Origin of the sequence: Arthrobacter sp. CAN_A1 (assembly GCF_015751665.1) — a bacterium.
In the GTDB taxonomy this organism is placed as follows: domain Bacteria; phylum Actinomycetota; class Actinomycetes; order Actinomycetales; family Micrococcaceae; genus Arthrobacter_D.
In genome coordinates, this window is record NZ_JADOUR010000003.1 from 136,274 (window position 1) to 149,656 (window position 13,383).

At 63.5% G+C, this 13,383-nt stretch carries 11 protein-coding genes; 9 read left to right on the forward strand and 2 right to left on the reverse strand.

Annotated features, from left to right (window positions below; all coding sequences use genetic code 11):
- Positions 1-87 precede the first annotated feature (87 nt).
- From IWX62_RS05070 to IWX62_RS05100, 7 genes are all read left to right on the forward strand, one after another.
- Positions 88-1,866, forward strand: coding sequence for a BCCT family transporter (locus IWX62_RS05070; protein ID WP_196840289.1), 1,779 nt, complete (start codon positions 88-90; stop codon positions 1,864-1,866).
- Between the two features lie 238 nt (positions 1,867-2,104).
- Positions 2,105-3,733, forward strand: coding sequence for a peptide ABC transporter substrate-binding protein (locus tag IWX62_RS05075; protein WP_196840290.1), 1,629 nt, complete (start codon positions 2,105-2,107; stop codon positions 3,731-3,733).
- 128 nt (positions 3,734-3,861) lie between these two features.
- Entirely contained in the window at positions 3,862-4,788 is a 927-nt protein-coding gene (locus IWX62_RS05080) for an ABC transporter permease (protein ID WP_196840291.1), read from the forward strand.
- A 1-nt stretch (position 4,789) separates the two neighbouring features.
- The gene (locus tag IWX62_RS05085) at positions 4,790-5,773 is read left to right on the forward strand and encodes an ABC transporter permease (protein WP_196840431.1); all 984 of its coding nucleotides are present in this window, start codon (positions 4,790-4,792) and stop codon (positions 5,771-5,773) included.
- Positions 5,770-7,482, forward strand: coding sequence for an ABC transporter ATP-binding protein (locus IWX62_RS05090; RefSeq protein WP_196840292.1), 1,713 nt, complete (start codon positions 5,770-5,772; stop codon positions 7,480-7,482). Before IWX62_RS05085 ends, IWX62_RS05090 begins: the two co-directional genes overlap by 4 nt.
- Positions 7,483-7,698: 216 nt before the next feature.
- Complete coding sequence (typA, locus tag IWX62_RS05095; protein WP_196840293.1) at positions 7,699-9,615, forward strand: translational GTPase TypA; 1,917 nt, start codon at positions 7,699-7,701, stop codon at positions 9,613-9,615.
- Between the two features lie 12 nt (positions 9,616-9,627).
- Positions 9,628-10,158 (forward strand): hypothetical protein, encoded by a 531-nt coding sequence (locus IWX62_RS05100; protein ID WP_196840294.1) that lies wholly within the window; start codon positions 9,628-9,630, stop codon positions 10,156-10,158.
- 6 nt (positions 10,159-10,164) lie between these two features.
- On the opposite strand, the gene IWX62_RS05105 is transcribed toward IWX62_RS05100, so the two are convergent.
- Positions 10,165-10,659, reverse strand: coding sequence for an ArsR/SmtB family transcription factor (locus IWX62_RS05105; RefSeq protein ID WP_196840295.1), 495 nt, complete (start codon positions 10,657-10,659; stop codon positions 10,165-10,167).
- Between the two features lie 67 nt (positions 10,660-10,726).
- Between IWX62_RS05105 and IWX62_RS05110 the strand changes: the two genes are divergently transcribed.
- Both IWX62_RS05110 and IWX62_RS05115 read left to right on the forward strand, forming a co-directional pair.
- On the forward strand, positions 10,727-11,995 hold the full coding sequence (locus tag IWX62_RS05110) for an MFS transporter (RefSeq protein WP_333483221.1): 1,269 nt from the start codon (positions 10,727-10,729) through the stop codon (positions 11,993-11,995).
- Positions 11,996-12,161: 166 nt separating this feature from the next.
- Positions 12,162-13,007: a type IV toxin-antitoxin system AbiEi family antitoxin domain-containing protein gene (locus IWX62_RS05115; protein WP_196840297.1), complete on the forward strand. Its 846-nt coding sequence runs from the start codon at positions 12,162-12,164 to the stop codon at positions 13,005-13,007.
- Between the two features lie 78 nt (positions 13,008-13,085).
- Here the strand turns inward: IWX62_RS05115 and IWX62_RS05120 are convergent, their stop codons facing one another.
- Positions 13,086-13,316, reverse strand: a complete 231-nt coding sequence (locus tag IWX62_RS05120; protein ID WP_196840298.1) for a putative acetyltransferase — start codon at positions 13,314-13,316, stop codon at positions 13,086-13,088.
- Positions 13,317-13,383: the final 67 nt, after the last annotated feature.

Genomic DNA, 13,383 nt, shown 5'->3' on the forward strand with positions numbered 1-13,383 from the left:
TGTAAGCTGGAAGTTGGCCTACTGCTATTTCAGCGGAGTGTCAATAGCAAATCTGAAGTTAATCGAAATCTTTGAGGAGTTACCCGAATGTCCCTCAGGTCCGGAAATCCGGCAACCGACAGTCCACCCGGCGAGCCAGATGCCCGCCCGACGGAAGGGAAACCGGTCGCGCCCTCCAAGCTGGCGAAGAACGTGTTCATCCCGGCCGCTGCGCTCATCGTGGTGTTCGTGGGCTTCGCACTCATTTTCCCTTCCACGGCTGCCGAGGTCTTCGGCAGCATCCAGACCAATGTCATCAGCAGCTTCGGCTGGTATTACGTGGCAATTGTCGCGATGTTCGTGGTGTTCTCCCTCTGGGTAGGGTTGAGCCGCTTTGGCGATATCCGCCTCGGCAAGGACGAGGATCGTCCCGAATTCTCGATGATGTCCTGGTTCGCCCTGCTCTTCGCCGCTGGCATGGGGATCGGGCTGGTCTTCTGGGGTGTCGCCGAGCCGTTGAACCACTTTGCCTCACCGCCACCGGGCACCGAAGGGACCGGCATTGAGCTGGCCCAGCAGGCTCTGACCCAGACCTTCCTGCACTGGGGCCTCCACGCCTGGAGCATCTATGTGGTGGTTGGACTTTCCATCGCCTACGCAGTGCACCGCCGCGGCCGCCCCATCTCCATCCGCTGGACCCTTGAACCCCTCCTGGGCGACAAGGTCAAGGGCAAATGGGGCGACGCTATTGACGTCATCGCCCTGGTGGGCACGCTGTTCGGCGTCGCTACCTCACTGGGACTCGGCGTGCTGCAGATGTCGGCAGGCCTGGATACTGCCAACATCATGGAGGCAACCAAGTTCACCCAGATCGGTCTGATCCTCTGCATCACCGCACTGACCCTCGTCTCGGTCATCTCCGGTGTGGGCAAAGGTATGAAATGGCTGTCCAACACCAACCTGGTGCTGGCCGGCGTGCTGCTGCTGGTCATCCTGTTCACCGGCCCCACCCTTTTCCTGCTGCGCGAGTTCGTTCAGTCAATCGGTAACTACCTGCAGAACGTTGTGGGTCTGACCTTCGATACCCTTGCCTTCGCCGGAGCCGACGGCGAAGCCTGGCAGTCCGCCTGGACCACCTTCTACTGGGGCTGGTGGATTTCCTGGGCCCCGTTTGTTGGCATCTTCATTGCGCGCATCTCCAAGGGCCGCACGGTCCGCGAATTTGTTGCAGGCGTCCTGCTGGTTCCCACCCTGCTCACCTTCCTCTGGTTCTCGGTCCTGGGCGGATCCGCCCTCTACCGCGAGCTCTTCGGCAACGGTGGTCTGGTGGGCGAAGACGGTGCGGTGGACACCAACAATGCCCTCTTCGGGCTCCTCACGGAACTGCCTGGCGGACCGGTCCTGCTGATCGGCGCGATCATCCTGATCGCAATCTTCTTCATCACCTCGGCGGACTCCGGTGCGCTGGTGATGAGCATGATCTCTACCGGCGGCCACCCCGATCCCAAACACTGGGTCCGGGCCTTCTGGGCGGTGGCAGCTGCCGCCGTGGCGATCGCCCTCCTCCTGGTCGGCGATGACGGGCTAGCCTCCATCCAGACCGCCGCGATCCTGACCGCGTTGCCGTTCAGCCTGGTGATGATCTTCATGTGCGTGGCCACGGCCAAGGCGTTCCATGAGGAGCACCAGCAGTTCCTCCGGGCTCAGCGGCGCCAGGCGCGCATCGCTGTTGCCGATCAGGTCACCGACCAGGTGAACGAGCACATGTCCGATCGGGTGGACCAGCAGATCCAGGATCAGCTGGCGGACTACCATCTCGAAGAGGCCTCATCGGCCGGCTCCAGTGCACCACGCCGGTGGAAGCTGTCCCGCTCGAAAAAGTCCTAGCACCCTGAAGAAATAGCCTGCCTCACTTCACTAACAGGCAGGAAAGATTGCGGCCCGCCCCCCTGGGGGCGGGCCGTTTTTGCATCCCCGGATCTGCGCCGAAGGTGGCCTTCAGTTTGGTGAGGCAACCAGAGGAGCTAAGCTAGTCGACTGTGAGCCACGACATGTACAACATGATCCCGGCTCAATCCCGGGCGGAAACTTCGCTCCGGTCTATCAAATTACACAAGGAGGCGGAATGCGTTTAACGCGTGTTTCCAAGGTTGTTGGCGTTGCTCTGACTGCTGCGCTGGCGTTGAGCGCATGTGGCGGTGGTGGCGACGACGCCGCATCGAGCACCGATCGTCCCATCGTGGTGGACGGCACGGAGCCACAGAACCCACTGATCCCCACCAGCACCAATGAGGTTGGTGGCGGGGCCGTAGTGGATCTGTTGTTCTCAGGCCTGGTCAGCTACGACGCCGAGGGCGCATCCCAGAACGAGATGGCCGAGTCCATCGAAACCGAGGATGCCCAGAACTACACGATCACCCTGGTTGAAGGCAAGACCTTCACCAACGGCGAGCCAGTCACCGCCCAGTCCTTCGTTGATTCGTGGAACTATGGGGCGGCAGCGAAGAACGCTCAGCTCGCGAGCTACTTCTTCGAGAGCATCGAAGGCTACGACGAGGTCAGCGCCGAGGGTTCCGAGGCCGACGAAATGTCGGGCCTCACCGTCGTCGACGAGCTCACCTTCACCGTCGCGCTGAACCAGCCCGAGTCGGACTGGCCGCTGCGTCTTGGCTACAGCGCGTTCTCCCCGCTGCCTGAGGTCGCTTTTGAGGACTTCGAAGCATTTGGCGAGAACCCGATCGGCAACGGACCCTACAAGTTCGCCGCCGAGGGTGCCTGGGAGCACAACCAGCAGATCGAACTGGTCCCGAACGAGGACTATGACGGCCCGCAGGCAGCCCAGAACGCTGGTGTGACCTTCAAGATGTACCAGAACGGCAGCACCGCCTACCAGGACCTGATCTCGGACAACCTTGACGTTCTGAAGACTGTGCCGACCAGCGATGTGCAGAACTTCAAGAACGACCTGGGGGACCGGTGGCTGGAGTCCCCGTACGCGGGCAACCAGACCATCTCCATCCCTTACTACCTCGAGAACTGGGACGGCGAGGACGGCAAGCTGCGCCGCCAGGCCATCTCCATGGCCATCGACCGGGAAGAAATCACCACGGTGATCTTCAACAACGGCCGCACCCCGGCCACGGAGTTCACCGCTCCGGTCCTTGAGGGCTACGACGACAGCCTGCCCGGCAGCGAGAACCTCGAGTTCAACCCCGAGCGCGCCGTCGAGCTGTGGGAAGAGGCCGAAGCGATCGAGCCTTACGACGACTCAGAGGCTCTGACGATCGCCTACAACGCCGACGCCGGCGATCACCGCACCTGGGTTGAGGCAGTTGTCAACGGACTGAAAAACAACCTGGACATCGAGGTGAGCGGCCTGCCGTTCTCCACCTTCGCCGAGTTGCGCACCAACGCCACTGACAAGACGCTGACCGGTGCCATCCGCACCGGCTGGCAGGCTGACTACCCGTCCCTGTACAACTTCCTTGGACCCATCCACGCTACCGGCGCCGGATCCAACGACTCGGTGTACGCCAACGAGGAATTCGACAACGCACTCTCCGAGGGCCTCGCGGCTGATTCTGTTGAGGCAGGAAACGAAGCGATGAACAAGGCTCAGGAAATGCTCCTTGAAGATCTTCCCTCCATCCCACTGTGGTACCAGGTTGCCCAGGGCGGCTGGAGCCAGAACGTCGACAACGTCGAGTTCGGCTGGAATGGCGTTCCCCTGTACAACGCCATCACCACCAAGTAAGACCGATCAACTGATGGGGTCCCCGTTTCGGGGGCCCCATCAGTTTGCTCCAAAACCTAAGGTCCACAACAGATGAATAAGCTTCCACAGCGTCCCGTGGGGACGCTTTCCGCCGGGGGTGTTGCCTGATGTCCTGGTACATCATCCGGCGCGTTCTTCAACTGATCCCCGTCTTTATCGGCGCCACCCTGCTGGTCTATTTCCTGGTCTTCAGCCTCCCCGGCGACCCCACCGCCGCCATCTGCGGCGAGCGAGGCTGCACCCCCGCCGTCGAAGCCGCACTGCGGGAGCAATACAACCTGGACCAGCCTTTCTGGGTGCAATACTTCCTCTTCCTGAAGGGCGTTCTGACCTTCGACCTGGGCGTCAACTTCGCCGGCCGTGAGATCGCCACCATCATTGCCGAGGTTTTCCCCACCACGGCACGGCTGGCCATCATGGCCCTCGTCTTCGAGGCCGTCTTCGGCATCCTGTTCGGTCTGATCGCAGGTCTCCGCAAGGGGAAAATTTTCGACTCAACCATCCTGATCGTCTCGCTGGTAGTCATTGCGGTTCCCATCTTCGTTCTCGGGTTCCTCATGCAGTTCCTGGTAGGCGTCAAACTGGGGTGGGCTAGCCCCACGGTCAGCGGCGCGGCTCCGTTCAACGAACTGATCCTGCCCGCCGTCGTGCTCGGTCTGGTCTCCTTCGCCTACGTGCTCAGGCTGACCCGGACCAGCATTATTGAAAACGTCAACGCGGACTATGTGCGCACCGCCACGGCCAAGGGACTGTCCCGGCGCCGCGTGGTGACCGTGCACATCCTGCGCAACTCGATGATCCCCGTGATCACCTTCCTCGGCGCCGACCTGGGCGCCCTCATGGGCGGCGCCATCGTCACCGAGGGAATCTTCAACGTGAACGGAGTCGGGAACACGCTCTACCGCGCTGTGCTCAACGGTGAAGCCCCAGTTGTGGTGGCAATCGTCACCGTTCTGATCATGATTTTCTGCATCGCCAATCTGGTGGTGGATCTGCTGTATGCGTGGCTGGACCCAAGGATTCGATATGCCTGATATGGACAACACACCCAAACGCGCTGTCACGCCCAAGCGGCCCGCGCACCCTATTGAGCACTTCGTGGCCGACGCCGAGGAAACTCCGGTCGACGCCACCGACAGTGCCACCACTGACGATGCTCCCCGGAGCCAATGGAGTGAGGCGTGGCGCAACCTGCGCCGCCAACCGCTCTTCATCCTCAGCGGCATCCTGATCCTCGCGGTGATCTTCGTTGCGTTGTTCCCCGGGATTTTCACCAACGAACCTCCCAATGAGAACTGCCTGCTGGTCAACTCGGGCGCGGGCCCGGCCCCCGGGCATCCGCTCGGCTTCACCCAGCAGGGCTGCGACGTCCTGTCCCGGGTGGTCTACGGAACCCAGTCCTCGCTGATGGTGGGAATGTTCTCCACGCTCGGCGTGCTCCTGATCGGTGGCGCGGTTGGTGCCATTGCCGGCTTCTACGGTGGCTGGATCGACGCGATCCTGGCCCGCCTGGGCGACATCTTCTTCGCCCTGCCGCTGATCCTCGGCGCTATCGTCGTCGTCCAGCTGCCCTTCTTCAGGGAGAACCGCAGCGTCTGGACGCTGGTGGTGATTCTGGTGACCTTCGGGTGGCCGCAGATTGCCCGCATTACCCGTGCCTCGGTGATCTCGGTCAGGAACGCTGACTTCGTCACCGCCGCACGATCGCTGGGCGTTTCCCGTTTCTCGGCACTGCTGAAGCACGTGATTCCCAACGCTTTGGCGCCGGTCATCGTGATCACCACCATCTCGCTGGGGACGTTCATCGTTGCCGAGTCCACCCTGTCCTTCCTGGGCATTGGGCTGCCACCGGACGTAATGTCCTGGGGCAATGACATCTTCTCGGCGGAACCTACGGTGCGGACCAACCCGATGCCGTTGTTCTGGCCAGCCCTCGCGCTCTCCCTGACGGTGCTCAGCTTCATCATGCTGGGCGACGCCCTGAGGGACGCACTCGATCCAAAGGCCCGGAAGCGATGACACAGACACCAGAAAACATCAGCCCACAGGGCGACGCCGGTAAACCGCTCCTCGAACTGCGTGACCTCGCGATCACCTTCACCACGTCGCAAGGTGATGTGGAGGCCGTCAAGAACGCGCGGCTGACCATCATGCCCGGCGAAACAGTTGCCATCGTCGGCGAATCCGGCTCAGGCAAGTCGACCACCGCCCTTGCGGCAATCGGTCTGCTCCCCGAGAACGGGCGCGTCTCCGGCGGGCAGATCCTGTTCGACGGCGAAGACATCACGCAGGCGGACGAGAAACGGATCGTTGAACTCCGTGGCTCGTCCATCGGCATGGTCCCGCAGGACCCCATGTCCAACCTGAACCCGGTCTGGAAGATCGGATTCCAGGTGAAGGAAACCCTGCGGGCCAACGGACTGCCGCACGGCAAGAAGGATGTTGCGCAGGTACTCTCGGAGGCCGGGCTGCCCGACGCCGAGTCGCGGGCCAACCAGTACCCGCACGAGTTCTCGGGTGGCATGCGTCAACGCGCACTGATCGCCATCGGCTTGTCCTGCAGGCCACGCCTGCTGATCGCTGACGAGCCGACGTCGGCCCTCGACGTCACCGTGCAACGCCAGATCCTCGATCACCTGGACAGCATGACCCGCGACCTGGGTACCGCCGTGCTGTTGATCACCCACGATCTGGGGCTAGCCGCCGAACGGGCCCACAAAGTGATCGTCATGTACAAGGGCAAGGTGGTCGAAGCCGGACCAGCCATGGAACTGCTCACCAACCCGCGCCATGCCTACACCCAGAAACTGGTGGCCTCGGCGCCATCGTTGGCTTCGCGCCGGATTGAATCGGCCAAGAAGCTGGGCCTGCAAACCAGCGAGGTGCTCGCTCCCGAGGACCCCGCGCTGGTTAGCGCTGCGGCCGACAAGGTGATCGAAGTCAAGGACCTCACCAAGGTCTTCAAGATCCGGGGGAGTTGGGGCAAATCGACCGAGTTCAAAGCGGTCGACGGCGTCTCCTTCTCGATCGCGCGGGGCACCACGACAGCCGTTGTCGGGGAATCCGGCTCGGGCAAGTCCACGGTGGCGCGCATGGTGCTCGGACTGGAACCGGCGACGGAGGGGAGCATCGATTTCGACGGGGTGGACATCACCACCCTGGGCCGCAAGGAGATGTTCGATTTCCGCCGGCGGGTCCAGCCGATCTTCCAGGACCCGTACGGGTCACTGGACCCGATGTACAACATCTTCAGGACCATCGAGGAACCTCTGCGGGTCCACGGCATCGGGAACGCCAAGTCCCGCGAGCAGAAGGTCCGTGCGTTGCTGGAACAGGTGGCGCTGCCGGCGTCGATGATGCGGCGGTTCCCCAACGAGCTCTCCGGGGGGCAGCGGCAGCGGGTGGCCATCGCCCGTGCATTGGCACTCGACCCCGAGGTGGTGATCTGCGACGAAGCGGTGTCGGCGCTCGACGTCCTCGTCCAGGCCCAGATCCTCAACCTGCTGGCCGACCTGCAGTCGGAGTTGGGGCTGAGCTACCTGTTCATCACCCACGACCTTGCGGTGGTGCGCCAGATCGCCGACCACGTCTGTGTCATGGAAAAGGGAAAGCTGGTGGAGCAGGGGTCCACTGACGCCGTCTTCGACAACCCGCAGACCCCCTACACGCGCGCCCTGCTGGACGCGATCCCGGGTGCAGGCCTGGTCCTGCCACCCGGCGCCGCGTAGCGGTACGGGACAGGCGGCAGACCGTTCGACGGCGGCTCACCCCCCGGGGGTGGGCCGCCGTCGTGCGTTCCCGCAAACACGCCGACAACCTGTGATCTTGACCCGGATTGGGTCCCGCGTTAGGCCATTTTTTCCTGAGAGCTTAGACTGGTACAAGCAGGCGCCGTCCTCATAACGCTAGATTCCCCTCAAGATTACTGAATTGAGTCATTACGCATGTCTGAAACCACAGGCAACACAGCTGTTCGCAGCGACCTCCGCAACGTTGCCATCGTGGCCCACGTTGACCACGGAAAGACCACCCTGGTTGATGCCATGCTCCGGCAGACCAATTCCTTCGCAGCCCACGGCGACGTGGCAGACCGGGTCATGGACTCGGGTGACCTTGAGCGCGAAAAGGGCATCACCATCCTCGCCAAGAACACCACCGTGTTCTATGACGGCCCCTCGGCCAAGGGCGAAACCATCACCATCAACGTGATCGACACCCCGGGCCACGCCGACTTCGGTGGCGAAGTGGAACGCGGCCTCTCCATGGTCGACGGCGTCGTCCTGCTCGTTGACGCCTCTGAGGGCCCTCTGCCCCAGACCCGTTTCGTGCTGCGTAAGGCACTGGCCGCCAAGCTCCCCGTGGTGCTGCTGGTCAACAAGACCGACCGCCCCGACTCGCGGATCGACGAAGTGGTCAGCGAATCCATGGACCTCCTGTTGGGTCTCGCCTCGGACCTCGCCGACGAAGTGCCCGACCTTGACCTGGACTCGGTCCTGAACGTGCCAGTCGTGTACGCCGCCGCCCGTGAAGGTGCAGCCTCGCTGGAGCAGCCCGCCGACGGCACCGTTCCCTCGAACGACAACCTTGAGCCCCTCTTCCAGACCATCATCGAGCACATCCCCGCGCCCCGGTACAACCCGGACGGCGTGCTGCAGGCACACGTGACCAACCTTGACGCCTCACCGTTCCTGGGCCGTCTCGCCCTGCTGCGTATCTTCAACGGCACCCTGCGCAAGGGACAGACCGTTGCCTGGGCCCGCCAGAACGGTGAACTCAAGTCAGTCAAGATCACCGAACTGCTCGCCACCCGCGCCCTCGACCGCGTGCCGACCGATTCGGCCGGACCAGGCGAAATCGTTGCCGTCGCCGGCATCGAAGACATCACCATCGGCGAGACCCTGACCGACATCGACAACCCTCAGCCCCTGCCGCTGATCACCGTCGATGACCCGGCCATCTCGGTCACCATCGGTATCAACACGTCGCCGCTTGCCGGCCGTGTCAAGGGCGCCAAGGTCACCGCCCGCCAGGTGAAGGATCGCCTGGACCGGGAACTGATCGGTAACGTCTCCCTGAAGGTCCTCGCCACCGAGCGCCCCGACGCGTGGGAAGTACAGGGCCGTGGCGAGCTTGCTCTCGCCATCCTCGTCGAGCAGATGCGCCGTGAAGGCTTCGAGCTGACGGTCGGCAAGCCACAGGTTGTCACCCGCATGGTCGACGGCAAGGTGCACGAGCCGATGGAGCACATGACCATCGACGTACCCGAGGAATACCTGGGCGCAGTCACCCAGATCCTGGCGACCCGCAAGGGCCGGATGACCAACATGTCCAACCACGGCACCGGCTGGGTCCGGATGGAATTCATCGTCCCCGCCCGTGGCCTGATCGGTTTCCGGACCAAGTTCCTCACGGACACCCGCGGCGCCGGTATCGCTGCCTCCTACTCCGAGGGCTATGAGCCTTGGGCCGGGGACATCGAGTACCGCACCAACGGTTCGATGATCGCCGACCGCGCCGGAGTCGTCACCCCGTTCGCCATGATCAACCTGCAGGAACGCGGTTCCTTCTTCGTGGAGCCAACCTCTGAGGTGTACCAGGGCATGATCGTCGGCGAGAACTCACGCGCCGACGACATGGACGTGAACATCACCAAGGAAAAGAAGCTCACCAACATGCGTGCAGCGTCCTCGGACACCTTCGAGAACCTGACCCCTCCCCGCAAGCTCACGCTTGAGGAGTCGCTGGAATTCGCTCGCGAAGACGAGTGCGTCGAGGTCACCCCTGAGTCGATCAGGATCCGCAAGCTGATCCTGGACGCCAACGAGCGGATGCGCGCGGCGCGTTCACGGGCACGCGTCTAGCCCTCGGCAGCTGTGCAGAACACTCCACCGGAACTGACTGACGACGACGCGCGGCGCCCTGCCGGCGTCGTCGTCAGCGGTCCGGGGGAGGCGTCAACCGCGGCGCACCCTGCTCAGGGCGCGCCGCACCACCATAAGGTTGCCTTGTGGTGGGCCCTGACCGTGTCAGTGGTCTTGGGGCTGATGGTTGCCATTCTGGGGACGGCGCTTCATAGCCAGGTCTGGGAGCTACCCGGAACCACGCTTCCGATCGGTGCCGCGGCTGCAGTGCTGCTGGCGGGGTGCGTGGCGGTTTTCGCCGCACTATGGGCCCGCAACGTGCATCTGAGCCCCGTCGTGGGTGGTGTGGCCTACCTGGTGGTGGGATTCTTCGCCGCCAGCGAGGACCAACCCCTCGTGTTAACCGACCTCGGGATGAGCCCGCTGTTGCCTGTCGCGATCGCGGGAAGCAGTTGGGTGTTCGGCCTGGCCATCGTCACAGTGCTCGCGTCGATGCTGTCCTGGTGGGTGTTGCGTCCCCGGCGGGCCGCTCGTTCTCTTTAGACTTCGCTAGTCTGCGCTGCGGTCCAGATGGTGGGCCAGCATGATAGACGTCGCGGTTCCGTCAGTATCCGAGTCGCGGACCGCATATTCCTCAAGGATCTCGCGGATCCGTCGCATCATTTCGGTACGGTTCGTCTCATTGAGGCGGAGGCCCAGGCGCCAGACATCAATCTCCGACGGGTTCAGCCCGTCGATTTCCTGCAGGAAGGTCTCCACCAGGACCGGCGCAGCATTCGGGATCCGGCTGCGCCAGGAGAGGCCTGTGGCGCGGTAGGGGATTTCCTTGGCTCCACGGTTTCCAGTGCGGGCCTCTTCGGCGGACAGGAACCCCGTCGCGAGGAGTGTCCGCACGTGGTGCAGTGCGGTGGCCGGGTTGAGGCCAAGGAGCTCAGCGATCTCCTTATTGGTTCTGCCCTTATGCAGGCACAGCCTGAGGATTCGCAGCCGAACAGGGGAGCTCAGCGCCCGGCCACGCGCCTGTACATCCTCATCTGTATCCATTCCTAAATGATACGTCAGACGCGGGTAGTGATTGACAGTAATCAATCACTACCCGCAAACTGTGACGGTGACCACCGAGCTTGCATCCCCGCCGCCGTCCCTGCTGCGCGACGGAAACTTTCTCCGGTTCTGGGCCGGCCAGGCCATCAGCCAATTCGGGACCCAATTGGGTCATCTGGCCCTTCCAGTCATTGCTGTGCTGCTGCTCGGGGCGTCCGAATTCGAGGTCGGCGTGCTCACCGCCAGCGGCACCGCAGCATTCCTCCTGGTCGGGTTACCGGCCGGCGCCTGGGTGGACCGTTTGCTCAAACGCCGGGTGATGATCGGCGCAGACCTGGTGCGGATGGTGGCGATGCTTGCCATCCCCCTTCTCTGGTGGATGGATGCCCTCACCATCTGGCACCTGTGTGGGGTGGCTGGCGTCGTCGGCATTGCCACGGTGTTCTTCGATGTTGCCTACCAAAGCTACGTGCCTGTCCTCGTGAATGGCAATCAGGTACCCAGCGCCAACTCCAAACTGGAATCCACTGCCCAGATCTCCCGGTTGGGCGGCCCTGCGCTCGGGGGCGGATTGCTGCAGCTTGTCAGCGCGCCGCTGCTGGTCATCGGCCAGTCGGCGGGCTACCTGCTGTCAGCGGTGTTCCTTGCCTGGACCCGGGACCAGGAGCAGCGGTCACCTGTCGCGGACCGCCGCCCGCTCGCCGTCGAGATCAGGGAGGGCCTGGCCTTCGTGTGGCGGCACCAGCTGATCCGGCGGGTCGCGGCCTGCACAGCCGGGGTCAACTTCTTCGCGTCGCTCGTTTTCACCCTGTTGCCGCTCCTGATCCTGCGGGACCTCGATCTGGGGGCCGCGGCGCTGGGCCTGATCCTGTCGGTTGCCGCCGTGGGCGGTTTCCTCGGCGCCCTCGCCACCCCCTGGATTGCCGCGCGGATCGGCGAGGGCACCATCATCCCGCTGGCGTCACTAGCCAGCAGCGCGTTCCTGGTGCTCGTCCCACTGGCTGCGCTCGCGCCGTCGAAGCCAGCAGCCCTGGCCCTGCTGATCGTCGGCGAAGCTGGGATGACCTTCTGTGTGCTGGCCTACAACATCATGCAGGTCAGCATGCGCCAGCGGGTCTGCCCACCGCGGCTGCTCGGCCGGATGAACGCGTCGATCCGGTTCGTGGTGTGGGGTGTCATGCCGATTGCCGGGCTCCTCGCCGGCGTCCTGGGGGAGCAGATCGGTGTCATCCCCACCATGTGGATCGGGGTCGCGGGAACCGTCGTGGCATCGATTCCGGTGTTGGGCGGCGGATTCCTGGGAATGAAGAAGCTCCCCGACACGGTTGCCCAGTAGCCTCGCGTCGCACAATCCCAGTGACCGGACGGTCCCAGCGGGAAAGTCTAGACCCTCCCAGTGGCTGGACGCGGCTGGTGGGATGGTCGAAGGTTGCGAGTGGAATTGTCCACATCCACCCGGGCAAACGGATATCGGACGCCCCTCCTCGGGCACCATGTCACCTATGGACCTTTTTAGCCTTTTGACGGCCCGCGGCGGGGCTGCCCGGCGCAAAGACCTGGTGTCCAACGGTGTGAGTGCTCACCAGCTGAGCGCAGCAATCGCAGCTGGCCGGTTGGTAAAGCCAAGCCGCGGAGTCTACTGCCTCCCGAACGCAAACCAGGCCCTCTTGACCGCGCTGTGCGCCGGCGCTGATCTGGCCTGCATTAGCGAAGCAAAGCAGCGCGGGCTGTGGATTCTCCGCCCACCAGTCCTGATTCATGTCAGTGTGGATCACGGGAACGCCCTGGACGGAACGTTCAAGGTCCACCGCTCGGCCAAGCCGTTGATGGTCCTGGACATCTGTGTGCAGAGCATGCGCTGTCTTCCCGAGTTGGATGCTCTTTGCATCGTCGAATCCGCCGTAGTGCAGGGCGCAGTGAGTATCCCTGCTCTTCGACGACGGACAACAGGCCGCAGGGACGTTTCTCTCCGAAAAATCATCGACCAGATTGACCCGTTTTCCCAATCGATCCTGGAAACGGTTGCCAAGTACCACCTTCGGCGTGCCGGGTACAGCTTCCAGTCGCAGGTCTACATCAAGGGGGTCGGACGGATCGACCTGGTGGTAGAGAAGGTGCTGGGGGTTGAGGCCGACGGCCGCCGGTTCCATAGCGGGACAGAAGATTTCGAGGAGGATCGGCGCCGCGGAAACATTCTGATGATAGGCCGGGTTCCGATACTCCACGCCTCCTACTCAATGCTCGTCGATCACCCGGACGAGTTCCTGCGGCTGGTGAGGCTTGCACTCGATGCATACGCTCCCACCGATCAGTCCCGACCGCTGGGAAAGTCTAGACATTCCCAGTGACCGGGCGGTCCCAGTGGGAAATTGCGCGGCTAGCGTGCAGGGAGCGGGCTGGGTGGGCAGGAGCGCGGGCGGGGAGGGCTAGAACCGGCGGGGCCTGCGTGGCGGTGCCGGCGGGACGGGCTTGGCCGCCGTCACGGAATCGAGCCGGATGACGACGTCGCCGTGGCGGCGGGTGCGGACCGTGCAACTCTCCCCGTCAACGTGCACCAGATCGCCCAGCGCATCGGTGAAACCGCCGTCGATGCGGTACCTCACCACCACCCGGGTGCCCACGGGAAGGGCAATCAGCTGCCGTGCGGGGGAGTCCATCTGACCAGCGTAGTGGGAGGGCAGGGAGTGGCAGGGGTCATAGGGCCAGCGGACCGCCCGATGCGGC

Coding starts and splice junctions, on each gene's coding strand:
- IWX62_RS05070 (WP_196840289.1), top strand. CDS start 88: ATGTCCCTCAGGTCCGGAAATCCGGCAACCGACAGTCCACCCGGCGAG.
- IWX62_RS05075 (WP_196840290.1), top strand. CDS start 2,105: ATGCGTTTAACGCGTGTTTCCAAGGTTGTTGGCGTTGCTCTGACTGCT.
- IWX62_RS05120 (WP_196840298.1), bottom strand. CDS start 13,316: ATGGACTCCCCCGCACGGCAGCTGATTGCCCTTCCCGTGGGCACCCGG.
- typA (WP_196840293.1), top strand. CDS start 7,699: ATGTCTGAAACCACAGGCAACACAGCTGTTCGCAGCGACCTCCGCAAC.
- IWX62_RS05080 (WP_196840291.1), top strand. CDS start 3,862: ATGTCCTGGTACATCATCCGGCGCGTTCTTCAACTGATCCCCGTCTTT.
- IWX62_RS05090 (WP_196840292.1), top strand. CDS start 5,770: ATGACACAGACACCAGAAAACATCAGCCCACAGGGCGACGCCGGTAAA.
- IWX62_RS05105 (WP_196840295.1), bottom strand. CDS start 10,659: ATGGATACAGATGAGGATGTACAGGCGCGTGGCCGGGCGCTGAGCTCC.
- IWX62_RS05085 (WP_196840431.1), top strand. CDS start 4,790: ATGGACAACACACCCAAACGCGCTGTCACGCCCAAGCGGCCCGCGCAC.
- IWX62_RS05115 (WP_196840297.1), top strand. CDS start 12,162: ATGGACCTTTTTAGCCTTTTGACGGCCCGCGGCGGGGCTGCCCGGCGC.